General features: G+C 61.1%; 25 protein-coding genes. 12 read left to right on the top strand and 13 right to left on the bottom strand.

Annotated features, from left to right (window positions below):
• Positions 1 to 663: GntR family transcriptional regulator (locus MPJ51_RS05085; RefSeq protein WP_298382699.1), on the top strand; the 663-nt coding region annotated here is incomplete at its 5' end.
• On the opposite strand, the gene MPJ51_RS05080 is transcribed toward MPJ51_RS05085, so the two are convergent.
• Positions 660 to 1,241: a YceI family protein gene (locus MPJ51_RS05080; protein ID WP_298382696.1), complete on the bottom strand. Its 582-nt coding sequence runs from the start codon at positions 1,239 to 1,241 to the stop codon at positions 660 to 662. The two genes, MPJ51_RS05085 and MPJ51_RS05080, sit on opposite strands and share 4 nt — an antisense overlap.
• Positions 1,242 to 1,289: 48 nt before the next feature.
• Between MPJ51_RS05080 and MPJ51_RS05075 the strand changes: the two genes are divergently transcribed.
• From MPJ51_RS05075 to MPJ51_RS05065, 3 genes are read left to right on the top strand one after another with little or no spacing between them, the layout of a single operon-like run.
• On the top strand, positions 1,290 to 1,862 hold the full coding sequence (locus MPJ51_RS05075; protein WP_298382693.1) for an RNA polymerase sigma factor: 573 nt from the start codon (positions 1,290 to 1,292) through the stop codon (positions 1,860 to 1,862).
• The gene (locus MPJ51_RS05070) at positions 1,859 to 2,596 is read left to right on the top strand and encodes a hypothetical protein (protein WP_298382689.1); all 738 of its coding nucleotides are present in this window, start codon (positions 1,859 to 1,861) and stop codon (positions 2,594 to 2,596) included. The genes MPJ51_RS05075 and MPJ51_RS05070 overlap by 4 nt, the downstream gene beginning before the upstream one ends.
• 59 nt (positions 2,597 to 2,655) lie before the next feature.
• On the top strand, positions 2,656 to 3,729 hold the full coding sequence (locus tag MPJ51_RS05065; protein ID WP_298382686.1) for a helix-turn-helix domain-containing protein: 1,074 nt from the start codon (positions 2,656 to 2,658) through the stop codon (positions 3,727 to 3,729).
• On the opposite strand, the gene MPJ51_RS05060 is transcribed toward MPJ51_RS05065, so the two are convergent.
• Positions 3,702 to 4,592, bottom strand: coding sequence for a LysR family transcriptional regulator (locus MPJ51_RS05060; protein ID WP_298382683.1), 891 nt, complete (start codon positions 4,590 to 4,592; stop codon positions 3,702 to 3,704). The genes MPJ51_RS05065 and MPJ51_RS05060 overlap by 28 nt on opposite strands.
• Positions 4,593 to 4,700: 108 nt before the next feature.
• On the opposite strand from MPJ51_RS05060, the gene MPJ51_RS05055 reads away from it, so the two are divergent.
• A complete protein-coding gene (locus MPJ51_RS05055) occupies positions 4,701 to 5,702 on the top strand; it encodes a sterol desaturase family protein (RefSeq protein ID WP_298382680.1) in 1,002 nt (333 codons plus the stop codon).
• Here the strand turns inward: MPJ51_RS05055 and MPJ51_RS05050 are convergent.
• A complete protein-coding gene (locus tag MPJ51_RS05050; RefSeq protein WP_298382677.1) occupies positions 5,699 to 7,012 on the bottom strand; it encodes a UDP-glucose/GDP-mannose dehydrogenase family protein in 1,314 nt (437 codons plus the stop codon). The genes MPJ51_RS05055 and MPJ51_RS05050 overlap by 4 nt on opposite strands.
• Before the next feature lie 160 nt (positions 7,013 to 7,172).
• On the opposite strand from MPJ51_RS05050, the gene gmd reads away from it, so the two are divergent.
• Positions 7,173 to 8,297 (top strand): GDP-mannose 4,6-dehydratase, encoded by a 1,125-nt coding sequence (gene gmd / locus MPJ51_RS05045; protein ID WP_298382674.1) that lies wholly within the window; start codon positions 7,173 to 7,175, stop codon positions 8,295 to 8,297.
• Between the two features lie 10 nt (positions 8,298 to 8,307).
• The gene (locus tag MPJ51_RS05040; protein WP_298382671.1) at positions 8,308 to 9,285 is read left to right on the top strand and encodes a GDP-L-fucose synthase; all 978 of its coding nucleotides are present in this window, start codon (positions 8,308 to 8,310) and stop codon (positions 9,283 to 9,285) included.
• A gap of 19 nt (positions 9,286 to 9,304) precedes the next feature.
• Here MPJ51_RS05040 and MPJ51_RS05035 read toward each other — a convergent pair whose 3' ends face one another.
• The 4 genes from MPJ51_RS05035 to MPJ51_RS05020 all read right to left on the bottom strand — a co-directional run bounded on the left by MPJ51_RS05035 (position 9,305) and on the right by MPJ51_RS05020 (position 14,774).
• Positions 9,305 to 10,381, bottom strand: a complete 1,077-nt coding sequence (locus MPJ51_RS05035; RefSeq protein WP_298382669.1) for a DUF2793 domain-containing protein — start codon at positions 10,379 to 10,381, stop codon at positions 9,305 to 9,307.
• A 213-nt stretch (positions 10,382 to 10,594) separates the two neighbouring features.
• Positions 10,595 to 12,031, bottom strand: a complete 1,437-nt coding sequence (locus MPJ51_RS05030) for a mannose-1-phosphate guanylyltransferase/mannose-6-phosphate isomerase (RefSeq protein WP_298382666.1) — start codon at positions 12,029 to 12,031, stop codon at positions 10,595 to 10,597.
• 63 nt (positions 12,032 to 12,094) lie between these two features.
• Positions 12,095 to 12,988 (bottom strand): UTP--glucose-1-phosphate uridylyltransferase GalU, encoded by an 894-nt coding sequence (galU, locus tag MPJ51_RS05025; RefSeq protein ID WP_298382664.1) that lies wholly within the window; start codon positions 12,986 to 12,988, stop codon positions 12,095 to 12,097.
• Positions 12,989 to 13,538: 550 nt separating this feature from the next.
• On the bottom strand, positions 13,539 to 14,774 hold the full coding sequence (locus MPJ51_RS05020; RefSeq protein ID WP_298382662.1) for a lytic murein transglycosylase: 1,236 nt from the start codon (positions 14,772 to 14,774) through the stop codon (positions 13,539 to 13,541).
• Between the two features lie 140 nt (positions 14,775 to 14,914).
• On the opposite strand from MPJ51_RS05020, the gene MPJ51_RS05015 reads away from it, so the two are divergent.
• From MPJ51_RS05015 to MPJ51_RS05000, 4 genes are read left to right on the top strand one after another with little or no spacing between them, the layout of a single operon-like run.
• Positions 14,915 to 15,862: a cytochrome ubiquinol oxidase subunit II gene (locus MPJ51_RS05015; protein ID WP_298382659.1), complete on the top strand. Its 948-nt coding sequence runs from the start codon at positions 14,915 to 14,917 to the stop codon at positions 15,860 to 15,862.
• Positions 15,862 to 17,949, top strand: a complete 2,088-nt coding sequence (locus MPJ51_RS05010; RefSeq protein WP_298382657.1) for a cbb3-type cytochrome c oxidase subunit I — start codon at positions 15,862 to 15,864, stop codon at positions 17,947 to 17,949. The genes MPJ51_RS05015 and MPJ51_RS05010 overlap by 1 nt, the downstream gene beginning before the upstream one ends.
• On the top strand, positions 17,946 to 18,578 hold the full coding sequence (locus tag MPJ51_RS05005; RefSeq protein WP_298382653.1) for a cytochrome c oxidase subunit 3: 633 nt from the start codon (positions 17,946 to 17,948) through the stop codon (positions 18,576 to 18,578). The genes MPJ51_RS05010 and MPJ51_RS05005 overlap by 4 nt, the downstream gene beginning before the upstream one ends.
• Positions 18,571 to 18,897: a cytochrome C oxidase subunit IV family protein gene (locus tag MPJ51_RS05000; protein WP_298382651.1), complete on the top strand. Its 327-nt coding sequence runs from the start codon at positions 18,571 to 18,573 to the stop codon at positions 18,895 to 18,897. Before MPJ51_RS05005 ends, MPJ51_RS05000 begins: the two co-directional genes overlap by 8 nt.
• Here the strand turns inward: MPJ51_RS05000 and crcB are convergent.
• Both crcB and MPJ51_RS04990 read right to left on the bottom strand, forming a co-directional pair.
• Entirely contained in the window at positions 18,890 to 19,261 is a 372-nt protein-coding gene (gene crcB / locus MPJ51_RS04995; RefSeq protein WP_298382648.1) for a fluoride efflux transporter CrcB, read from the bottom strand. The genes MPJ51_RS05000 and crcB overlap by 8 nt on opposite strands.
• The gene (locus tag MPJ51_RS04990) at positions 19,258 to 19,665 is read right to left on the bottom strand and encodes a CrcB family protein (RefSeq protein ID WP_298382646.1); all 408 of its coding nucleotides are present in this window, start codon (positions 19,663 to 19,665) and stop codon (positions 19,258 to 19,260) included. The genes crcB and MPJ51_RS04990 overlap by 4 nt, the downstream gene beginning before the upstream one ends.
• A 183-nt stretch (positions 19,666 to 19,848) precedes the next feature.
• Between MPJ51_RS04990 and MPJ51_RS04985 the strand changes: the two genes are divergently transcribed.
• Positions 19,849 to 21,429, top strand: a complete 1,581-nt coding sequence (locus tag MPJ51_RS04985) for an FMN-binding glutamate synthase family protein (protein ID WP_298382644.1) — start codon at positions 19,849 to 19,851, stop codon at positions 21,427 to 21,429.
• Between the two features lie 9 nt (positions 21,430 to 21,438).
• Here MPJ51_RS04985 and MPJ51_RS04980 read toward each other — a convergent pair whose 3' ends face one another.
• The 4 genes from MPJ51_RS04980 to MPJ51_RS04965 all read right to left on the bottom strand — a co-directional run.
• Positions 21,439 to 22,095 (bottom strand): ABC-type transport auxiliary lipoprotein family protein, encoded by a 657-nt coding sequence (locus MPJ51_RS04980; protein WP_298382642.1) that lies wholly within the window; start codon positions 22,093 to 22,095, stop codon positions 21,439 to 21,441.
• Positions 22,092 to 23,408 carry an MlaD family protein gene (locus MPJ51_RS04975; protein WP_298382639.1) on the bottom strand — a complete coding sequence of 439 codons (1,317 nt, stop codon included), beginning with the start codon at positions 23,406 to 23,408 and terminating at the stop codon, positions 22,092 to 22,094. The genes MPJ51_RS04980 and MPJ51_RS04975 overlap by 4 nt, the downstream gene beginning before the upstream one ends.
• Positions 23,409 to 23,422: 14 nt before the next feature.
• The gene (locus MPJ51_RS04970; RefSeq protein WP_298382636.1) at positions 23,423 to 24,229 is read right to left on the bottom strand and encodes an ABC transporter ATP-binding protein; all 807 of its coding nucleotides are present in this window, start codon (positions 24,227 to 24,229) and stop codon (positions 23,423 to 23,425) included.
• 1 nt (position 24,230) lies between these two features.
• On the bottom strand, positions 24,231 to 24,677 hold a 447-nt coding region (locus tag MPJ51_RS04965), incomplete at its 5' end, for an ABC transporter permease (protein WP_298382633.1).

Here is a 24,677-nt window from a genome sequence, read left to right as displayed (position 1 = left end):
GCCATAACCCGGCAGAGCCTGCCCGACGTGATCGCCAATGACCTGCGCGACCGTATCCTCAGCGGTGACCTGGCCGAAGGTGAAACCATCCGGCAAGAGGCGCTGGCCGAGGAATACGATGTATCCCGCATGCCCGTGCGCGAGGCGCTGAAACAGCTGGATGCCGAGGGGCTGGTGGCGCTGACCAACAATCGCGGTGCCTCGGTCACCAAGCATTCGCTGGCCGAAATTGCCGAAATTTTCGATCTGCGCATCCTGTTGGAGGTCGACCTGTTCCGGCGCGCGATCCCGACCATGACCTCTGCCGATTTTGCCGAATGTACGGATATCCTGCGACGGATGGAGGCGTCATATGATGCCAACGATGTGGGGCAATGGGGCGCTTTGAACCATCAGTTTCACGCGGCGCTTTATGCGGCGGCCGGGCGCAACCTGACCAACGATCTGCTGCACCGGGTGGCCCTGCAATCCGACCGCTATGTCCGCATGCACCTGAGTGTCATGGAGCAGCGCGAACCGGCGCGGCGGGATCATCGGGAATTGCTGTGGCTGGCGCAGGCCGGTCAGATCGACACGGCCTGCGCGCTGTTGGCAGCGCATATCGGGCGGACGCGGGAACAGTTGCTGACACTGATGACCGCCCGACGTGGTGCCGAGACTTAGCCGTCGAGGCTGAACATCAACCGCGCGGTGACCGGCACGGTGCGGGTGATGCCGGGCAGCTGTGCCAGTTCCATCAGCTTGTCCACACCGGCGCTCACGCCGGCATCTTCGGTGCTGATGAAGACCATGTCATTGGTCGACACCATCACCGAATCCTCGGCCAGACGCAGAATGTACATGTCGGTGTAGAACTCGACATCCGTACCCACCAGCGACAGGGTGGCGTCCACCTCGACCACCGAGCTTTCGCCGACCTTCAGCTTGGACACCGCGTCCATGTCGATATTCGCCGTCAGGGTCGCGGTTGCGGCCTTGCGGAACACATGCTCGATCATGCGCTCGTTGCGGATGTCGATATTGGTCTCGACCGAGGACAGATCGATGTCGATCTTCACATGGCCGTCATCACGCACATGACCGGACAGGTTGGTGAAGGAATTGACCTCTCCGACATCGTCGATTTTGACCGTTCCATAGGCCAGATGCGAGGCGTCAGAATTCAGCGTCCAGTTGGCCGCAAAGGCCGGGGCTGCAATAATTGTCGACGCAATCGTGATCGCTTTGAGCAGAAGTTTCATTTCATTCCTCCAGAGTCTGTGTCAGTCCTGAACCCGCGGACGCGGTCCGTGAAAGACAAACACACACAGGTCGCCTTTTATTCGATGAGTATCGAAATAACTTCCGAACAGGCCGTGCGCGGCGCGATCCAGACACATTCCAAACGTGTCTGGCGGTTCGGTCTTGCGTTGTCGGGGGCCAAGGACATCGCAGACGATCTGTTGCAGGCCACTTGCCTGCGCGCGCTGGAGCGGCATCATCAGATTACCTCGCAGGCGCGGCTGGACAGTTGGCTGATGACGATCTGCCGCTCGATCTGGCTGAATGAGCTGCGATCGCGGTCGGTGCGCAAGGCGCAGGCGCTGTCTGTCACACCCGAAGCAGAGCTTGTGGCAACGGGCCCGGATGCGGAAACGAATATTTTCGCGGCTGAGGTGTTTACCCTAGTGATGCAATTGCCAGAAGCGCAGAGGGAAACAGTGATGCTTGTGTTTGTAGAAGGTTATAGTTATCGCGAAGCTGCTGCGCTGCTGGACGTTCCCATCGGCACAATTATGAGCCGGCTGTCCAATGCCCGGCAGAAACTGAAAATCGCGATGCAGCACGATGGGGCTGACACCGTTCGACGGAGTGGCAAATGAAGTTTTCCGATGAGACGCTGCTGGCGTATCTGGAAGGCACCTTGAACGAGGCCCAGAGCAGAGAAGTAGAAGACGCGGTCGAGGCCGACCCCGAGATTGAGGCGCGCCTGATGGCGCTCGATCCGATCGCGGGCATGGTGCAAGAGGTGTTCCAGACGTTGCCAGCCGAGGCACCGCAGATTGATCTGCCCGAACCGGTGGCCCCTGTACGCGCGGCGAGCCCGATGCGTCTGGTCGCGGTAGCGGCCTCGGTCGCGGTTCTTGCCGTATCGACCACCTTCTGGGTAATGCGCCCGGCTGAACCCGGCTGGGCGGAGCAGGCGGCGATATATCAGTCGCTTTACGTGCCGGACACGATTGCCAAGCTGGACAGCTCACCTCAGGTGATCGACGCCCAGTTTGCACAGGCCGAGGCTCAGCTGGGCCGGTCCCTGAACCGTGAGGTGCTGGAAGACCTGCCGGGGCTGGAACTGAAACGGGCGCAGATTCTGTCCTTCAACGGCAAGCCGCTGATTCAGGTCGTGTTTGCCGATGAGGACGGTCAACCCTTTGCCTTCTGCATCATTCGTCAGGGTCCCAATGCCGGGAATAAGCCAATTAAACAGGCCGTGCTCAGCGGATTGGCCACGGCGACATGGGCGCAGGACGGGTATGGCTTTATGGTTCTCGGCCATGACGCGCAGACCGATCTGACCGGGCAATTGGGCGTTCTGACCTCCAGCTTTGCCGGGTAAGGCTGCGCGGCCCCGAAAACCGCTTGTGAATGGATGGAAATGCCCGAAGAATACCGGGCATGAAGTCCAAGCACATCCTTCCCGACCCGGATGAAGCCGAGGACGGCCCGGCCAGTATCTACGACACCGAGCCGCCCGAGGATGAAGACCTGTGGTTCATGCCGCCCTTGGACGATTCGGGCGATGATGCGTTTTTGCCCGTTGCTCATCGGCCCGAGCAACGGTTGTTGTTCGATCCCCGCGACTGGCGTATCGCGCAGGACGCGCTGTCCTTTGAACTGGCCGATCTGGCGGTGACATTTGGCGCGCTGGACGAACGTCTGCGCGCCGGACCCGAAGGGTGGGGGCACCGTCTGGCGTTGATGGAGGTTTCGGATCTGGGCTGGTGGACCGGTGACCGGATCAGCGTCGACCGGCTGGCCTTGTGGACCGGGCTACGGATCGGTGCGACCAGTGACGATGTGCAGGCCCTGTTCCGCGCGGGTTGGGCGGTGCGGCGTCTAAGCGCCGGGGCCGGTCCGTCTGATCACGGGTGGGAGACGGGCCTGACCGCCTTTCTGGACCGTATGGCGCAGGGCATTGATGAGGTTCCCGAGGCCATCGCCGATCTGGCCGAGCTGATGCGCAACGCAGAAGCTCTGCACCCGGTCACCCAATCCGCCATCGCCTTTCACGCCTGGCGTGCCCTGTCGCAAGGCATCGGGCAGGATACCGAGGCTGCGATCATCGCCAGCCGCCACGCGGCCACCATGGGCCGGGGCGGGGCGCTGTTCATGCCGCTGGCCCTGTCCGGCCCGGGCGCGTTGCGCGGTGCTGGCGATCCTACGGAAAAGCTGTCCGCCTGGCTGATTGGGGCCGGGCAGGCGGCGCTTGCGGCCTTGCTTCACCTCGACCGGGTCAGCGCCTGGGACCGGCGCGCGCGCGAGGCGATATCGGATCTCAGCGGGCGGACCCCACCGGTTTTGCTGGATGCGTTGACGGCCTGGCCCATGGTCTCGGCCCCGCTGGCCGAGGAACTGACGCGGGCGTCCCGCGCCGCCGTGCAGCGCAATCTGGACCTGTTCTCTCGTCGCGGGCTGATCCGCGAAGTCACCGGGCAGGGCCGCTATCGGGTCTGGACCGCCGCGCTGTAATCCAGCAACCAGTCGCGAAACACCCGCGCCGCCGGGCGCAGCGCCGCCCGCGACGGATAAACCAGATGATAGGCTTCCTGCCCGGGGCAAGAGAATTCGGGCAAACAGGGCACCAACCCGGTCAGCTCCATAATCCGGTCCGACGCAGGCGCGCGGGCCAGCGCGATGCCACCGCCACTGGCCGAAAGCTCGGTCGCCATCAGGGAATTGTCGGCGAAGAAATACCGCGCCTGACCAGCAGGCAGGCGCAGGGTTTCGAACAGATGCGGCCAGCTGGCGCGATGGGTCGAAACCTCGATCAGGGTAAAGCGCAGCAGGTCCTGCGGCGTGTCGATCTGCGCCGCGATGTCCGGGGGCGCCACGGGGTAGAGTTCCTCGCGCAGCAGCTCATCGCCTTCGCTGTCGAACAGGGCGGGGTTGCCGAACACGATCTGCAGATCAGTGAACCGGTTGGCGAAATCCGAGACCAGATTGCCGGTCGACAGCGACAGGTTGATCTGCGGCTGCGCGGCCTGAAACGCGGGCAATCCGCGGCCCAACACACCATGGGCGAACAGCAGCACCGATTGCACGAACAATCGCTGTTCGCGTGTTTCCCCGAACAGGCCCGTGGTGGCGGTTTCCAGCATCAACAGCGACTGCTGAACAGATGGCAAATAGGCCCGCCCGGCCTCGGTCAGAGTCACCGCGTGGGCGTGACGGTGAAACAGCGGCGTGCCCAGACGGGTCTCCAACGCCTTGACCTGTTGGCTGACGGCGGCGGCGGACATGTTCAGCTGCCCTGCGGCGCGGGCAAAGCTTTCGGTGCGGGCCGCGGCCTCGAACACGCGCAGCCAGTTGAGAGAGGGGATACGGGTCGACATCCCTATAGGCTAAGCCAAACTTAGCCTGACCGGCAAGACAATACGTTCTGAGGATCGGCACCCCACGCCTAAACTGGCACCCAGCGAACAGAAGAAAATGAGTCAGCCATGTCGGATTCGACCCTGCCCCCGCGCCCCAAGCGCAAAATCTGGAACTATACGCCGCAACTGCCGATCCAGACCTCTCCGTACTGGGCATGGCCGATGAAGCCACTGGCCGCCCTGCGCTATCTGTTGCAGAGCTGGAACCCGCTGGCCCTGCGCGCGCTGCTGCTGGGGTTTGCGATCATCACGTGGAATTTCTTGACGCCCTCGCTGGCGCGGATCGAGACCTTAAGCTGGGATTGGGTGGCCGAAATCTGGTTCCGCAATTTCTGCATCCTGATGGTGGTGGCCGGCGGGCTGCACCTGGCGCTGTGGAAGTTCCGTACGCAGCGGGATGAATACCGCTATGACATGCGCCCGATGATGAAAGGGGCCAAGGTCTTTACCTTCAAGAATCAGGTCTGGGATAACATGTTCTGGACGCTTGGCCCGGCGCTGGCCTTCTGGACATTTTGGGAATGTTTCATCCTCTATTCCTATGCCAATGGCTGGGTCACGATGATCACCTTTGGCAGTAACCCGGTCTGGTTCCTTGTGATGGTGCTGATCATCCCGATCTGGGCGGGGTTCCATTTCTACTGGCTGCACCGGCTGCTGCATGTGGGCCCGCTATACACCAAGGTCCACGCCTGGCATCACCGCAACATCAATACCGGCCCGTGGTCAGGGCTGGCCATGCATCCGGTCGAAAGCTTCTTTCTGATGTTCGACACGATGATCTTCTTCCTGCTGCCGTCACACCCGATCCACGCGCTTTTCCTGCTGTTCCACCACGGCATCGGCGCACCCACATCCCATGCCGGGTTCGAGCATGTGAAGTTTGGCAACAAGGCCAAATTTCAGTTGGGCGATTTCTTTCACCAGCTGCATCACCGGTTCTTCGACTGCAACTATGGCACGTGGGAGACGCCGTGGGACGAGTGGTTCAACACCTTCCACGACGGCACCGATGAGGGCAACGACCTGATCAAGGAACGCCGCCGCAAAATCTGGATGAGCGGTTAAACCGCCCCGCGCCCGACGCCGGTATAGGTGTCAAAACCGGATTGCAGGACCATGCGGCGCGAGTAAATGTTGCGCAGATCGACCATGCGGGAGGTGTTCATCGCCCCCGCAAGCTGGCTCAGGTTCAGGGCGCGGAATTCGTTCCATTCGGTCAGCAGCACCACCGCGTCGGCGTCCCGCGCCGCCGCATAAGGATCATCGCACCATTCGACACCGGGCAGCAGCGCCTCGCCCTCGGATCGGCCCTGCGGATCGACCACCCGCACCCGGGCGCCGCCGCCGATCAGGGCGGGCACGATGGTCAGGGACGGGGCGTCGCGCATGTCGTCGGTGTTGGGTTTGAAGGTCACCCCCAGCACCGCGATGGTCTTGCCGTTGAACACGTCATCACAAGCCTCGCGAATTTTGTCGACCATCCGGTTCTTGACCGCGTCATTGACGCGAATGACGGTCTCGGTGATCTGCATCGGATAGGCGTGCTCCTGCCCGATCCGGGCCAGCGCATTGGTATCCTTGGGAAAGCACGACCCACCATAGCCGGGCCCCGCATGCAGGAATTTGTTGCCGATCCGGCCATCCAGCCCAATCCCGCGCGAGACCTCTTTGACATCTGCGCCAACCCGCTCGCACAGGCCCGCGATTTCGTTGATGAAGGTGATCTTGGTCGCCAGAAAGGCGTTGGCGGCGTATTTGATCATCTCGGCGCTTTCCAGATCAGTGGACAGGATCGGGAAATCGCGCAGATAGAGCGGGCGGTAAATCTCGGCCATAACCTCGGCCGCGCGGTCGTTTTCGACGCCGACGACCACCCGGTCCGGGCGCATGAAATCATCAATCGCCGCGCCTTCGCGCAGGAATTCAGGGTTCGAGGCCACATCGAACTCCGCCTGGCTGTTGGCCTCGGACACCACGTTATGCACCATCCGGTTGGTCCCCACCGGTACGGTCGATTTCGTCACGATCACGGTATAGCCGGTCAGCGCCTGCGCAATCTCTTGCGCCGCGGCAGTGACATAGGTCAGGTCCGCATGGCCGTCCCCGCGCCGTGTCGGCGTGCCCACGGCGATGAACACCGCATCCGCGCCATCCACGGCAGCGGCCAGGTCGGTGGTGAAACTCAACCGTCCCGCCGCCACGTTCTTGGCCATCAGCACGTCCAGCCCGGGCTCATAGATCGGAACCTCACCCGCCTGCAGCATCGCGATCTTGTCGGCGGCCTTGTCGACGCAGATCACGTCATGGCCGAAATCCGAAAAACACACGCCGGACACAAGCCCCACATACCCGGTGCCAATCATCGCAATGCGCATCGTTCAAAATCCTTCAATCGTTCCAATCACCTTGGCGGGGGCACAGTCCTGCATAGCGCGACAGGATTCAATCCCTGATCGGGGCTACGCTTGCTTTCCACCGCGTCTTGCTGTCTTTGGAACACGAAGCAAAAGATTTTGGAACGGGCAGGGCGATTTCATGGCCAAGACGGCGTTGATAACCGGGATCACGGGTCAGGACGGCTCTTATCTGGCCGAGCTGTTGCTGGACAAGGGGTATGAGGTGCACGGGATCAAGCGGCGCGCCTCGTCCTTCAACACGCAGCGCATTGATCATATCTATCAGGACCCGCACGAGCCCGATCCCAAGCTGCATCTGCATTATGGCGACCTGAGCGACACCTCGAACCTGACCCGCATCATTCAACAGGTGCAACCAGATGAGGTGTATAATCTGGGCGCCCAGTCCCATGTGGCCGTCAGTTTCGAGGCGCCCGAGTACACGGCGGATGTGGATGCTCTGGGCACCCTGCGCCTGCTGGAGGCGATCCGGTTTCTGGGGCTGGAACAGAAGACCCGGTTCTATCAGGCCTCGACATCCGAGTTATACGGTCTGGTGCAGGAACGTCCTCAGCGCGAGACAACGCCGTTTCATCCGCGCTCGCCTTACGCGGTGGCCAAGCTTTATTCCTACTGGATCACGGTGAATTATCGCGAGGCCTACGGGATGTATGCCTGCAACGGTATCCTGTTCAATCACGAAAGCCCGCGCCGGGGTGAGACCTTCGTGACCCGCAAGATCACGCGTGGGTTGGCTAATATTGCGCAGGGCTTGGAGGATTGTCTGTACATGGGCAATATCGACAGCCAGCGCGACTGGGGACATGCCAAGGATTACGTGCAGATGCAGTGGCTGATGCTGCAGCAGGACATGCCCGAGGATTTCGTCATCGCCACCGGCAAGCAGTACTCTGTCCGTCAGTTCATCGAATGGTCCGCTGCCGAGTTGGGAATCGCTCTGGAATTCTCGGGCGAGGGGGTGGAGGAGATTGCCACCGTCACGGCAATCGAAGGCGACAATGCTCCGGCGCTGAAACCGGGTGACGTCATCATGCGCATCGACCCGCAATATTTCCGCCCCGCCGAGGTGGACAGCCTGCTAGGCGACGCCTCCAAAGCGCGGCAGAAGCTGGGGTGGCAGCCGGAACTGTCCGTGCAAGAGATGTGCGCCGAGATGGTGACCGACGACCTGATCACCGCCAAACGGCACGCCCTGCTGAAACAGCATGGGCTCGACCTGCCGATTACCTTGGAAAACGGCTGAGGGCGGCGGGATGCGAAAGATCTACATCGCCGGGCATCGCGGCATGGTGGGCAGCGCCATCCTGCGCCAGTTGCAGGCCCGTCAGGCCGCAGGTGAGGCGCTGGATCTGATCACGCGCAGCCGGGCGGAACTGGACCTGACCGATCAGACCGCCGTGCGTGATTTCATGCAGGCCGAGCGCCCCGATGTGGTGATCCTGGCCGCCGCCAAGGTGGGTGGCATCCATGCCAACAACACCTATCCGGCGGATTTCATCTACGAAAACCTGATGATCGAATGCAACGTGATCCATCAGGCCTATGCCGCCGGGGTTCAGTCGCTGCTGCAACTGGGAAGCTCCTGCATCTACCCGCGCGACGTACCGCAACCGATGCCCGAGGGCGCGCTGCTGACCGGCGTGCTGGAGCCCACGAACGAGCCCTATGCGGTCGCCAAGATCGCCGGGATCAAGCTGTGCGAAAGCTATAACCGGCAGCACGGGGTTGATTACCGCTCGGTCATGCCGACCAACCTGTATGGGCCGGGTGACAATTTTCACCCTGAAAACAGCCACGTGCTGCCCGCCCTGATCCGCCGCTTTCACGAAGCGCAGCGCGACGGGCTGGACGAGGTGGTGATCTGGGGCACCGGCACCCCGCGGCGGGAATTCCTGCATGTGGATGATATGGCCGATGCCGCTTTGTTCGTGCTGGGCCTCCCCAAGGACGCCTATCAAGCCAATACAGACCCGATGCTGAGCCATATCAATATCGGCTGTGGCGAGGATATCTCGATCGCTGATCTGGCCGCGCTGGTTGCCGAAACGACCGGATTTACCGGACGCATCACACAGGATACCAGCAAGCCGGATGGCACCATGCGCAAGCTGATGGATGTCTCGCGCCTGCGCGATATGGGCTGGCAGGCGCGGATCGGGCTTCGGGATGGTCTCCGCGAAACCTATGAGTGGTTTCTGGCGCAATCCGACACGGACCTGCGCAGCAAATAACCGCCCGGGCGGTGTTGGATCAGAACCAGCGTCCGATGGCAACAACGGTTGGGGCCACGGTCGCAGCGTCCGAGCTTGCGGACAGGACCTGCCAATTCACATCCGTTGTTGATGGGGCATCGAAACTCAGAAACCGCGCGAGTTTGCCGCCGTGACCGGACAGGGCAGGGGTGCTGCCCGCCGCGAAGCTGGCCGGGAAATTCCATGTGCCTGCGGGGCTGGCAAACAACACCCCCGCGCCCGTGGTGCAATCCACCGCGCCCAACGTGGCCGAACATATCTGCGTGCCATCCGCGAACCGGACATATTCACCATCCGGCGTGCTGCCGCGTTCAATCACGGCGCCGGTGGGCGCTCCGCTATTTTCCGAAACCGCGCCCAGCAGGTTACCCGGCCCATAGCCGTAATCCGCCCGCATTAGGCGACCCACCGTGGTGTCATCGGCGCTGACCTGAACGGCGGCCCCGCCCGGTAGGCCCGTGGCAGGATCAAAACTCAGCGCCTCGGTCCAGTTGCTGCCATCCGCCGTGACCTTGATCGAGAACCCGGTGCTGCCGGACAGGCCCATCTCAGCATGGCCCGTCCAGTTCGACTGAAACAAAAGCGAGGCGGTATCGCCCGCGCTTGCCTTGTTGATCTTCAACTGATGACCCGCGCCTTCATGACTCAGCAACGTGGCAGGGGATCGCACGGACAGCCGGTTGGTGCTGTCATAGCCGGTGGCAACACCCACCCCGTCCAGATTTTGAGTGGTCACCGGTGGGTCGATCCAATCGGTGCCATCCCAGACTTTCAACTGCCCGCCGGTCTGATCCCAGGCGCGCCAGCCGTCCTCGGGCGTCACGAAATGCCAGGCATTGTCCAGCCACGCGGCCAGCATACCGGCCTGACCGTTCCAATCCCCGGTCGGGTTCGCCCCCAGCGCGTGGACTTCTCCCTGCGCCGGAACCGCAGGCGGGTTTGTCGCATTCAGCGAGGTCACGGTCAGTTGCACCACCAGATCCAGCTGACGCAGCGCCTCGTTATGGGTGACATGTTTCTGCGCCTGCGCCGGTTGCAGATAGGGCAGGTTCAATCGGGGTGAGCTTTGCGACATGGGCATCCTCCTGAGGCTGTCGGTCCGACACTGATTGCGCGCCAAACTGCCGTGGCAGGTCTGAATCCCGCCTAACCCGAGCGCACACCCCAAGAGGATTTTGTTAAGGATTGAGTTTCAATTTTGGAAACAATGTGACCAATAGATTCTCACTGTCACAGAATGCCCCAAGTTTCCGATCAGGCGAATCTGCAAAACGCCGATCCCAAGGGATTAATCCCGGGCGTAGATGTCCTCATACCGGACAATATCATCCTCACCCAGATAGGACCCGGTCTGCACTTCGATCAGAACCATGGGCACCTTGCCCGGGTTCTCCATCCGGTGCACCGCGCCCAGCGGGATGTAGACGGATTCGTTCTCGGAAACCAACCGTTCTTCATCACCAATCGTGACCTTCGCCGTGCCTTCAACCACGATCCAGTGTTCCGAGCGATGGTGATGCGATTGCAGGCTCAGCGCCGCGCCGGGATGGACATGGATGCGTTTGACCTGAAACCGCTCGCCAATCACAAGGCTTTCGAACCAGCCCCAGGGGCGGTGATCGACGGGCAGGGTTTCGGCCTGTTTCGCACCCTTGGCCTTGAGCGCGGAAACCGCCTGTTTGACCTCCTGCGCCTTGTCCATGCTGGCCACCAGAACCGCATCGGGCATGGCCACGGTGATGACGTTCTCCAGCCCCATTGCCACTACTTCTTGCGCGGAGGATTCCGAGCGGATCAGCACATTGCGGCAATCAATGGCGGTGACTTCGCCGGACACCGCAACGCCATCGGCATCGGGGTTGCTCAGTTCCTGAACGGCCGACCAACTGCCGACATCGGACCACCCGGCGGCATAGGGCACAACGCTGAGGTTGCTGGCCTTCTCCATCACCGCATAGTCGATGGAAATATCCTGAACCCCGGCCCAAGCCTGTGGGTCGAGGCGCAAAAACCCAAGATCGGTTTTGGCCTTTTCAACGGCGCTGCGGACCGGGTCAATCAGATCAGGTGCGTGCTGTTCAAATGCGGCGAGGATATCTTTGACGGCAAAGAGGAAAATCCCCGAATTCCACAGATAGGTGCCTTCCCCGACCATGGCCCGGGCGCTGTCCAGATCTGGTTTTTCCACAAACCGATCCAGCGGCACGGTAGAGCCGGTCGCATCCGGCGCATGGCTGAGTTTCAGATACCCATAGCCCGTTTCGGGTCGGTCCGGCGTGATGCCGAAAGTGACAAGATCGCCCCGGTCGGCGATGGTCTTTGCCCCTTGTGCAACAGCAGCGTGAAAGGCGGGTTTGTCGGGCACGACATGATCCGAAGGCGCCACCAGCATCAACGCATCCGGGTCGTCTTGCGCCAGATACATGGCAGCAGCCAGAACCGCCGGGGCAGTGTTGCGCCCCTCGGGTTCGATCAGAATCGGGCCGGGGTCGATACCAACCCCCGCCAATTGTTCCGGCACCACAAAGCGGAAGGCTTCGTTGGTTAAAATCAACGGCTTGGCATAGCGTGCATCGACCGGCCCCCGCAGCCGGTCTGCGCAATCCTGAAGCAGGCTCGCCTCGCCAATCAGAGGCACAAACTGTTTGGGATAGCTTTTGCGCGACAGCGGCCACAGCCGGGTGCCCGATCCACCACACAGGATGACAGGACAGATATTCACCATCGCCGATTGCCTTCTTTTCATCGCGTGATACGAAGGACGGTCCTTCAAACGCAAATCAGCGCGCTATTGGGCCGCCCGGTCCGAGATCACAACATCGTGCAAATATCGGCTGAGGTCATCGCGCAGATCGTCGCGGGCCAGCGCAAAGGCGACCGTGGCCTGCAGAAAGCCGGATTTGGAGCCGCAGTCAAACCGCTGACCGTCGAACTTGTAGCCAAAGACTGGCACGCCATTGCCGATATCCTCGGCAATTGCATCGGTCAGCTGGATTTCTCCGCCGCTGCCCTGCTTCATCTGGTTCAGGTTATACAGAACCGACGGCCCCAGAATATAACGCCCGATCACGGCCAGGTTCGAGGGGGCCTCATCCGGTTCCGGCTTTTCTACCATCCCGCGCGCGCGGGTGACGGTGCCTGCGTTGTCTCCGACATCCAGAATACCATACGAGCTGGTTTTCTCGGCCGGAACCTCCATCGCGGCAACCATGTTCCCGCCGGTCTCCTCATAGGCTTCGATCATCTGCTGCAGGCAGGGCTTGTCGGCGGCGATGACATCGTCGGGCAGCATCACCGCAAAGGGTTCATCCCCGATCAGACGCCGCGCGCACCAGACCGCGTGGCCCAGACCCAGCGCCTTGTGCTGCCGGATATAGGCAATGGCACCGCTTTCCATATTGGTCGCATTCAGCGTTTTCAGCAGGTCATCCTTGCCCTTGGCCTCCAGCGCCTGTTCCAGCACCAGATTGTGGTCAAAGTAATCCTCCAGCGCGGACTTGCCGCGCGAGGTGACGAAAATGAATTCCTTGATGCCCGCAGCGCGCGCCTCGTCAATGGCATATTGGACCAGAGGGCGGTCGACCAGAGTCATGATTTCCTTGGGAACGGACTTTGTCGCCGGCAAGAACCGTGTGCCCAGCCCCGCTACGGGGAAAATCGCCTTGGTGACCTTGCGTGTCATGTGACCTCTCAAATTCAATTTTGCGTCCGACGGCCGCTTTATTTCCGCCTGCTCATAGGCCGCGACGTCGGGTTAATCAATGTCGCACACCCTATGAGCCACGTTTAGGGGGAAATTTTCCACTTTCGGACAGGTAAAGTCAAAAGCATGCGTGCGGGAATCCGCCATTTTGGCCTCTTACCAATTGGATTCAGCCTCGCATCAGGGATTCGGGTAGGGTTTTGCCGGCTGTTCACGATTTCGTTTGGGTGCTCTGTATGGGTCTTCTTTTGCATGTTTCTGAGGATTCGGTCAGGCATGGTTCACAGTCTCACTCGGCAGGCCATGTCCGGTTCTCAACTTGCCAGTGGCAATCCAAACTATTGTTGCCGTTATAGCTACAATCCAAAAGCCCACCGTTGAATGGGCGCATCGAAGTTATCACTGATGATTGGCATAAGCCGTTGGAGCATCTCCTGCCGGGCCTGAACGATCAAGTTACCGGCAGAATGAATGCCAACCATTGCAGATGGGAAGGCGCATCTGAAGTATTCATGAGTCGCATCGCAGTTCAGGGCACCAGATGGGCCTTCATTCCGGCCTCGGGAAAGCAGGTCGGCGCGCGGCCGGTTGCCTCTTGCCAGCGCCCGATTGAGCGGCGGGTTTTAAAACCCGGCAAGCCATCGGCACCGCCAACATCGTGGCCCTGCTGTTCCAGCGCACGCTGCATGCTGGCAATGTCCGAGCGATAAAGGCCGCCGACCTTGCCCCATCGCCCGCTGAAATCGCCAACACCGTACTGAATGCGGTCACCGACATGGCCCACAAACAAAGCGTAGAGGTCGCTGGTGTTGTAATCTTTCAGAACATAGAAATTCGGCGTCACGATGAAGGCCGGACCATGGCGACCGGCGGGCATCATCAGATAGCCCTCGGCGGGCAGTTCATGGTCGGGGAAAGGCCGCCCGGACACTCGCGTAACCCCCAAGGCGGTCCAATCGCGGATGGGGCGACCTTGATCCGGCCCTTCCAAAGCGCAGGACAGTGTATCCGGCACGCGCACCTCGAACCCCCAATCACGACCTTCGACCCAGCCGTGCCGGTGCAGGTAATTACCGATCGAGGCCAGCGTATCCGCAGTCGACCCCCAGATATCCGCGCGCCCATCGCCGTCGCCATCGGTGGCAAAGGTCAAAAAACTGGACGGCATGAATTGCGGTTGCCCCAAGGCCCCCGCCCAACTGCTTTTCATCCCGCGCCCGGGGGCATGGCCCGCCTCGGCAATCTGCAGCGCCGCGATGAGTTCATCGGTGAAATATTCGGACCGGGTGCTCATGAACCCTTTGGTTCCCAGAACCTGAAACGCGTCATGGGGGATTGCGACCTGACCATAGCCGCTCTCGCGCCCCCAGATCGCCAGCAGGATGCGGGCCGGGACGCCGGTTTGGGCCTCAACGCGCGCCAGAGTGTCCGCGTGACGCCGGGCCATCTTGCGCCCGACTGCCGTGGCACCCTGCACCGCATTTTTGTTGAAGTACCGCCCGGGCGAGCCAAACTCGGCCTGCCGCTGTTTCTTGCGCGCCTGCGGCTGTTGTCCCGGCGGCACCAGATCCGGCAGGTCCCAGTTCAACGTCACCCCGGCAAAAGCCTGTTTCATGGTGCGGCGCGACACGCCCTTGGCACGCGCTTGTGGCCAGACATCTTGCCACAGCCAGTCCTGAAACTGCCGCTCGACCGCCGCGCGGTCCTGCGCGGGCGAAATTGTCGCGCACAGGCAGAACAGGAAGGGCAGGATAAGGCGAAACATCACCCTCAGGTCTCGCCCGCAGGTGGTTCGATGTCAATAACGTACCGTTTCCCCGGCCGGGGTCGGAAAATTCCTTGAGAAATTTGCTGACTCTGCCGATAGTTGTCCTCATTGAACCAATTCCTTGAGGGCGGGCAGGCGTGACCATTTCCAGAACGTTCCCAGCTCTGGCAGGCTTTGCGCTTATGCTGGCCTCGGCGCAGCTTGCCCTGGCCAGTGACAGCTTCATGGACCCGCAAGGCCCGATCGCAGCGGTGCAGAAAACCCACCTGTTGCGGGCGACCGCCCTGATCCTGATTGCGGTGATCCCGGTGCTGGTTCTGGTCCCGCTGATCGCGCTGCGATATCGCCGCCGCAAGGGCAGCGCCGCCGCTTATCAGCCCGATTGGGACTTCTCGGCCCGGCTGGAGTTCCTGATGTGGGGCGTTCCGGTGGTGATCGTGGTGATCCTGTCCTTTTATCTTTGGAAGGCCACACACCGGCTGGACCCATATTCGGCTCCTTTTGGCGAGGAACCGGCCCTGCGGGTTCAAGTGGTGGGTCTGGATTGGAAATGGCTGTTCATCTACCCCGATCTGGGTATCGCCAGCGTCGGAGAGCTGGGTATCCCCATCAAACAGCAGATTGCGATGACGCTGACGACGGATACCGTCATGCAATCCTTCATGATCCCGGCGCTGGCCGGGCAGATTTACGCCATGCCCGGGATGACCACGCAGCTGCATCTGGCAGCCGATAGGCCCGAAGTGATGCAGGGTGAGAACACGCAATATAACGGGCGTGGCTTTACCAAGCAGAAATTCCAGACCCGCGCGATGACCACGCAGGATTTCAACACCTGGGTCGAGGGCGTTCGCAACAACGGCATCCCCTTGAACCCGGCCACCTATCAGACGTTGGCCATGCGCACCGACCGGGATGAGGTTCAGGCGGCCTTGGGGACGGACAAGATGCCTGAAAACGCGCTGTATTTCACGGTGGACGGTGACCTGTTCCAGTCCATTCTGCACCGCTATCACAGCGGCAAACCGCTGCCGCTGGATCAGCAGCCGGGCACCGCGACCTATGGGCAGGAGGCAAGCCAATGATGTCCAGCGACTCTGGCTTTTTTGGCCGCCTCTCGTGGGAGGCTTTTCCCGTGGCCGGGCTGATCCAGAACCCCAGCGCGAATGAGATCATCGCCAATGCGGCGGCGGGGATCGTCATTATCGGTGCCATGGTCGTGGTCGGCCTGCTGACATGGTTCCGCCTGTGGGGGCCATTGTGGCGCGATTGGCTGACCAGCGTGGATCACAAGAAAATCGGCATCATGTATATCGTCTTTGCCATCGTCATGCTGGCCCGAGGCGTGCTGGAAGGCGTGGTGATGCGCGCGCAACAGGCCGCCGGACCCGGCGATGGCTTCCTTGAGGCCGAGCACTTTGCCGAACTGTTCAGCACCCATGGCACGATCATGGTCTTCTTCGTTGCCGTGCCCTTTGTCTTTGGTGTCGCCAACTACGTGATCCCGCTGATGATCGGCGCGCGCGATGTGGCCTTTCCCCGGTTGAACCAGATCGGGCTGGGGTTGACCGTCTCGGCCGGGATGATGCTGATGGTGTCGCTGGTGGTGGGGCGGTTCTCGACCGGGGGCTGGACGGCCTATCCGCCCTATACCGGTGCCGCCTTCAATCCCGGAGTAGGGCCAGACTATTGGATCTGGGCCATTGTGGTGTCGGGCATTGGCACCTCGCTGACTGGTATCAACTTTGCCGTCACCCTCTACAAGATGCGCGCGCCGGGGATGACCTTTATGCGGTTGCCGATGTATTGCTGGACGATCATCTGCAGTTCGATCCTGATCATATTCGCCATGCCACCCCTGGGAGTGGCTGCGCTGCTGCTGGCCGCCGACCGCTATCTGGATTTCCATTTCTTCACCAATGACCTGGGCGGCAACATGATGAACTATGCCAACCTGTTCTGGCTGTTCGGCCACCCCGAGGTCTACCTGCTGGTCCTGCCCGCCTATGGGATTTATTCCGAGGTCTTTGCGACCTTCTCGGCCAAACGGCTGTACGGGTATAACTCGCTGGTCATCGCCACCATGTCGATTGCGGTGCTGTCCTTCACCGTCTGGCTGCACCATTTCTTCACCATGGGTCAAAGCGCACTGATAAATGCGGTGTTCGGCATCGCCACCATGCTGATTGCGATCCCCACCGGAGTGAAAGTCTATGACTGGATGGCAACGCTCTATCGTGGACGCATCCGGTTCTCGGTCCCGATGCTCTATAGCCTTGCGTTCCTGATGCTGTTCGTCATCGGCGGGCTCAGCGGAGTGGTCCTTGCCAACCCGACCGTGGATTATCAGGTCCACAACACCCTGTTCCTTGTGGCCCATTTCCATAACGCGCTGTTGCCGGGCGTGCTGTTCGGCCTGCTGGCGGCTTACAATTACTGGTTCCCCAAAGCCTTCGGATTCCGCCTGGATGAGTTCTGGGGTCGCGTGTCGGTGTTCTGCTGGACCATCGGGTTCCTGCTGACCTTCATGCCGCTCTATTTCGTGGGCCTGATGGGCATGCCCCGGCGGTCCTTCAGCTATAGCGATCCGTCGTTCCACCCCTTCATGATCGTCGCCATCATCGGCGCGCTGGTCATCACCTGTGGGTTGTTTTCGGTATTGATCCAACTCTGGGTCAGCATCCGCGACCGCGAGAAAACGCGCGTACCAGTGGGTGATCCATGGGATGGGCGCACGCTGGAATGGTCGATCCCGTCGCCCCCGCCGCCCTATAATTTCGCCGTGATCCCGCAAGTCACGGATCGGGATGATTTCGCCGCTGCCAAGGCACAAGGCGTGGCCTATCCGACACCGGATGCCTATGAGGATATCGAGATGCCGCGCAATACCGGCATCGGTTTTGTCCTCTGTGTGCTCAGCGGTATCTGGATGTTTGCGCTGGTCTGGTGGATCTGGTGGCTGGCGGCGCTGATGACCGTGCTGATCATCCTGTCCATCATCATCTGGACCTTCGACACCAGTACCGAACTGGTGATCCCGGCCGAGGAGGTCCGCAAGGAACACGAGGCCTGGCTGGATCTGGTCCACAGTGCCACCGCCGTGGATCGCGACCACGAGGCCGCACCGGAAAACCGCGGCCTCGCCCGCCCGGATATGGAGGCCGTGACATGAGACGCGCCCCGCGCCACAGCTACCCCGGCATCAACCTCGGCGAGGATCACGCCAGCGCCGACAAATTCTCCGAGGTCGTGACCTTCGGCTTCTGGGTCTTTCTGATGAGCGATCTGGTCTATTTCGGCCTGATGTTCGCCATCTACATCACTATGATCGACGCGCAGGCCGGGGGCCCGGGCCCGCATGAGCTGTTCGATCTGAAAAGCATCTTTGCCCAAACGCTGATCCTGCTGACCAGTAGCTTGACAGTCGGGCTGGCCATGCTGGCGCTGAAATACAACCTGCCACGGCCCCGGATCGTGCTGTGGTTTGCGGTCACCCTGGTACTGGGTCTCAGCTTTCTGGTACTGGAAATCCGCGATTTCATGAACATGGCCGCGCAGGGTGGCATTCCCCAACGTAGCGGCTTCCTGTCGGCCTTTTACGGCCTCGTCCCCTTGCACGGGCTGCACGTGGCCGCCGGGTGCCTGTGGCTGATCGTGCTGGGCATCCAACTGCGGGTGATGGGTCTGACCGATCTGGTGATGTCGCGCGTGGTGCGGCTGGCGCTGTTCTGGCATTTCCTCGACCTGATCTGGATCGGCATCATCACCATCGTGTATTTCGGAGGGCTGACCTATGGATAGACGCACCGAACTGCACCGGCGCGAGCGGCGGCGTTATGTCATCGGCTATGGCGGCTCACTTCTGCTGACGCTGACGGTGTTTTTCATCGCCCATCGATACGGGACCGAAACACCGGGGGTTTACCTGACTATCGGCCTGCTGGGGCTGGCGCAACTGGTCGTGCAACTGGTCTATTTCCTGCATATCGACCGCCGCCGCAGCAGCCGTGAGGATTTGGACCTGATCCTGTTTTCAACACTCGTGCTGTTGATCATCATCGGCGGAACCGTCTGGATTCTGGGCAATTTGGCAATCCGCATGCATATGGGCGTTATGTAAGGCCCCCTGTCAGGACCAACCCAAGCCACAGGGCGATCCAGCATAACGCAACGCTCAGCAGGATATTCCCGGCGGCGTAGGCAATGGTGCGATTGCGATGCAATTCCAGCGATTGATAGGCAAAGCTGGAAAAGGTCGTGAACCCGCCGCAAAAGCCGAAAACCAGCCGTTTCTCTTCCTCGCCCATCTCCACCGGGCCGCCCAGATACCCGATCCAGAGGCCCAGCAGCAGGCTGCCCGCCACATTCACGATCAGGGTCGAAAAGGGCAGATCATGGGTCACACGCCGCGCCAGCCAATGCCGCAGAACCGCGCCCAGACCACCGCCGAGGCCGAACATAGCGTGCAGGTAAAGCTCGGTCATTCCCGCGCCCTCCCGATCCGGGTACGGCGGCCCAGCGCCTCACCCAGAATGGCGGCGGCTAGGCCAAAGACGATCTCTGCCAGCATTGCGATGCCAACGATCCAGCCGCCGGTTTCGGCGATCCGTTCCAATTCGGCCACGAAAGAGGAAAAGGTGGACAATCCACCGCAGAACCCGACAGCGCCCAGATGTAAGACGTGGGCATGGACCCGGTGGCGGATGGCGTAGAGCCAGCCGAGAATGAAACAGGCCACCACGTTGATCCCGAACGTCGCCGTCAGCATCGGTGCGCCGGGGATTTCCAGCGCAAATGCCTCACGCAACAGCGACCCCGCTGCGCCGCCCACGAAGACAGCGCCATACATCAGGGCGCGATGCCGGGCGCTGGATGCTGATGATGCCACTGCGTTTCGTCCTGCCATGACCTGCAATCCTTTGGGCATACAGACTGCGCCTTTGGCGATCAACGGTGTTCACAAAGACGCTGCCCGACCACCGCCCCGGCGTTCAACCCCTTGCAATCACAGGCCGGTCTGTACCACGATCCCCGCAGCAACGGCCCAAGACGCAGCCATAGGAGATCAGGGATGATAGTGCGCAGAATTTACTTTGCAGTGGCCTTTCTGGGCCTGCCCCTGACAGTTCTGCTGGGGCTGCTCTGGGCGCCAGCCTTCTGGCTGCTGGTGCTGATCGTCCCTTATGTGCTGATCGGCTATTGGGACGTCAAAACCACCAAACACAACGTGCTGAACAACTACCCGGTGCTGGGTCATTTCCGCTATATGCTGGAATTCGTCAGCCCGGAAATCCGCCAGTATTTCGTGGAAACCAATGAAAGCGGGCGGCCCTATAACCGGATCATTCGCGGTCTGGTCTATTCCCGCGCCAAGGGGCAGGTGGATACCCAAGCCTTCGGCACCCAATACGACATCATGACCGTCGGCTATCACCGCGCCAATCACTCGCTGGCCCCGAAGGAGGTGGATGTCAGCGAAGAGCGCGTGATGCTGGGCGGGCCGCAATGCGAAAAACCCTATCACGCATCGCGCCTGAACGTTTCGGCCATGAGTTTCGGCGCGCTCAGCGCCAATGCCATTCGCGCATTGAATGGCGGGGCGAAAGATGGCGGTTTTGCCCATAACACCGGCGAGGGCGGCCTGTCGCCCCACCATCTGGCCGAAGGCGGCGATATCATCTGGCAGATTGGCACCGGCTACTTCGGCTGCCGCACGCCTGAGGGCGGGTTCGACAAGGACAAGTTCGCCGAAAAAGCACACAAGGATGTGGTCAAGGCCATCGAGATCAAGCTGTCTCAAGGCGCCAAACCCTCACATGGCGGGGTGCTGCCCGCAGCCAAGGTCGATGAGGAAATCGCCGAAATCCGGGGCGTGCCGGAACATCAGGACGTGATCTCTCCGCCCATCCATTCGGCCTTTGATGGGCCCACCGGGCTGATGGAATTCGTGCAGCACCTGCGCGAGATGTCGGGCGGCAAACCCATCGGCTTCAAGCTGTGCATCGGCGACCCGTCCGAGTTCATGGCGATCTGCAAGGCGATGCTGGACACCGGCATCCTGCCCGATTTCATCACCGTGGACGGGGCCGAGGGCGGCACGGGCGCTGCCCCGGTGGAATTCACCAACCGTCTGGGCATGCCCCTGAACGAGGCGTTGATCTTCGTCAACAATTGCCTGCGCGGGGTCGGGCTGCGGGACAAGATCCGCATCATCTGTTCTGGCAAGGTGGCGACCGGTTTCGACATGGTCGAAAAGCTCGCGCTGGGGGCGGATATGTGCAACGCGGCCCGAGCGATGATGTTTGCGATCGGCTGCATTCAGGCGCTGCATTGCAACACCAACCGCTGCCCCTCGGGCGTGGCGACGCAGGACCCGGTCCGGGGCAGCGCGATCAACGTGCCGCAGAAACGGCAGCGGGTGCATCGCTATCATGACGCCACACTGGAAAGCTTCCGCGAGATTCTGGGGGCCATGGGCAAGGAAAAGGTTGCGGATCTGCGGCCCTCGGACATTCGTCGCCGCACGGCGGACGAACGCGAACGGTCTTATGCCGAGCTGTATGAATTCCTTGATGAGGGCGCGTTGCTGGGCGATCAGGTGCCGCAGGACTATGCCGCAGCCTGGGGCAGGGCGTCAGCGGCGCATTTCTGACCCCGCCCGTCAGATGCGCGTGTCACGTGGATTATTGGCGGCGTGTGTATGGATTTTACGCACGCTCCATTCCACCGCGTCACGCATCGCTTTGCCAAGGGCCACGTCAAACGCCTCAACCAGATCGGCGGTGTCATCGCTGGCAGCCACCACAAACTCCTGAAACGAGCTTGAGGCGATGATCTTGTCATCATATTCGTCGATGATCTTGATATTCATGCGTACTTCGACGCGAATGGTCTTGGTGTCCTCGGTCTCACCGACCACGATGCCCTGAAACTCTCGCAAATCAGGGGCGATCACGTAATCGGCGCGCAGCCCGACGGTGGATCGCCCAACGGCAGCCACCTTGCCCGAGTTCTCAAAGCTTTCGACCATCAGCGCCTGCACGATCAGCGGTGCGCGATCCACCCAGCGGGCGCGCGGCAGGTATTGCACCTGCAACAGCGTCGGCTGAATCGCGATCTGATCGGTGTTGACGGCGGCCGTCGCGGTCGGCTCCTCAACCACGATCTGTTTCTGAACGCGCGGCAGCGAGGACGAAAACGTGCTTTTTGGCGTCAACAGATACAGGTCGTTGGGCTTGGACGCCTGCCGCAAGGTGCCAAGGCCCGTGCAGCCCGCAAGCGCGGCAAGAACCAGAGTTGCGATGAGAGGCCGGATCATTGACGAAACTCCGATGCTTGGGTGCCGAGTAAGAAGCGGGCCGGATCACGTTCGACCTTGTCGACCAGCCGGTCCAGGCTGATAACCAGCCGCTGCGATTCTTCGATGAAGCGGACGAATTGTGGCAGGCCCACACGCAGGAAGTCCGAGACCTGGCGGCGGTTGTCCTGCACAATCCCGTCGATGGTGCCTAGCAGGTCCGAGGCCGATTGTGACGCGCTTAGAATATCGTCGGAAATCTTGTCGATCTTCTCGGTGATATTGGACACGGTCGACGCCACCTGATTGGCCGCATTGCGCACATCCGCCGCGACCGAGGCGATGTCTTCATCCATCACCCGATTGGCCGAGTCAAAGGCCCGTTCCGCCGATGCCAGCGCCGCCTTGGCGGTATCCATCGCCGAATTGATCGACGCCAGCGTGCCATTGGCATTGGCAAAGGTCTCGGTAATCGTGCCCAGCGTGATGCTGCCTTCCTCGGACAGAACGATCAAATGATCGGCCAGCCGTGAGCCGCGTTCGATAAACGGGCGGATATCCTGCTGGATGACCTGTTCGGCGGTCCGCAGCGTCCCGTTGGCGGTATCCAGCGCGGTTTTGGCGGACTCGGATGCGGATTTGAGGCTTTTCAGCGTGTCGGTGCCAGTGGTCAGCGTCGTCTCGGCGGTGTCGGCCAGCGTGTCTAGACGTTTGGTGAACGCCCCGATTTCCTTGGCGGCACTGCCCAGATCGCCCGACAGCGTTTCGAAATCCGACAAGGTCTTGTCCAACCGCCCCGAGGCAGAAGCCAGATTCTCAAGAATATCCGACACCGCCTTGCGGTTCTTTTCATCAACGACCGAGTTCAGGTCCTCAAGCAGCGTCAGCGCCTTTTCCAGCACCTTCGGCGCCCCTTCGAACAGTGATTGGATCGCACTGCGCTGGCTTTTGATCACGCTGTTCTGCGGCAGACGCTCGGCCTTGGGTGAGCCGCCCGACAGTTCAACATAAGCCACGCCGGTCACCCCCAGCGACTGCAGCTGCGCGATGGTTTCCTTGGTCACCGGGATATCGGCATCGACCTCGATCTTCACCCGCACCTTGGACGGATCGTCATCGTCCAGCGCCAATGAGATCACCTGACCAACCGGCAAACCGTTGTAATTCACGCCGCCCGCCGCAGACAGGCCCGAGACATTTTCGAACAGCACATCGTAATAGGCGTATTGGCGGGTCACCTCGAATTTGGCCAGCCACAGGAAAAAGCCAAAGGCCCCCAGGATGCCCGCAAGGGTGAACGCGCCGATCAGGATATAATTCGCTCGGGTCTCCATCGCCTCTACCTGTCCTACCCCTTCTGTTGCGCCGCACGGGCGCGGGGGCCTGTGAAATATTCCTGAACCCAAGGATGATCGACCTTGGTCATCTCTTCTATCGGACCTTCAACCAGCACGCGTTTTTCCGCAAGCACCGCGATGCGGTCGCAAATGGCATAAAGGCTGTCCAGATCATGGGTTACCATGAACACGGTCAGACCCAGCGCCTGCTGCAATTCTCCGATCAGGTCATCATAGGCGGCGGCCCCGATGGGGTCCAACCCGGCGGTGGGTTCGTCAAGAAACACGATCTCGGGGTCCAGCGACAGGGCCCGCGCCAGTGCCGCCCGTTTGCGCATCCCGCCCGACAGTTCCGAGGGGAACTTGCTGCAACTCAGCTGCGGCAGACCCACAAGGCTGATCTTGAGGCACCCCAGCGCCGCCATCAGGCTTTCACTGATGCCGGTATGTTCGCGCAGGGGCGCCATCACGTTTTGCAACACGGTCAGCGAGGAAAACAACGCGCCGTCCTGAAACGCCACGCCCCAGCTTTTCTCGATCCGTTGGCGGTCTTCCTCGGGGCCGTTCAGGACGTCGACGCCCAGCACCTCGATACTGCCCGCCGCCGGTTTGTTCAGCCCCACGATGGTGCGCAGCAGCACCGATTTGCCGGTGCCCGAGCCACCCACAACGCCCAGCACCTCACCCCGCCAGACATCGAGGTTCAGGTTGTCATGCACGACCTGCTCGCCGAACCGGTTGGTCAGGTTGCGCACGCGGATCACCGCCTCGCGCTGGGTGTCGGTCTTCTGGTTGTCCTGCAGAGCGGTCCCGTCCATGTCAGACCCCCAGTTCCGAGAAGAAGATCGAGAACAGCGCGTCGATGGCGATGACCATGAAAATCGACTGCACGACCGAGGCGGTGGTCCTTTGCCCCACGCTTTCGGACGAGCCCTTGACCTGCATCGCCTGCCAGCAGGCAATCACCCCGATCACCAGCGCAAAGAACGGCGCTTTGATCAGACCGACGGCCAGTTGCCAGACATCGGTGTTCTCTTTCAATCGGGTGACGAACATGCCGGGGCTGACGCCCAGATCAATCCAGCTCATCAACGCGCCACCAATCAGACCGGCCATGTCGGCGACAAATCCCAGGATCGGCAGCATGATCAGCAGGGCCACAACGCGCGGGATCACCAGAACCTCGATCGGGTCCAGACCAAGCGTGCGCATGGCGTCGATCTCTTCCTGCACCTTCATCGACCCGATTGAGGCGGTAAAGGCCGA

The organism is Ruegeria sp. (assembly GCF_028066395.1).
GTDB lineage: Bacteria > Pseudomonadota > Alphaproteobacteria > Rhodobacterales > Rhodobacteraceae > Ruegeria.
This window is presented reverse-complemented; position numbering and strand designations above follow the sequence as displayed.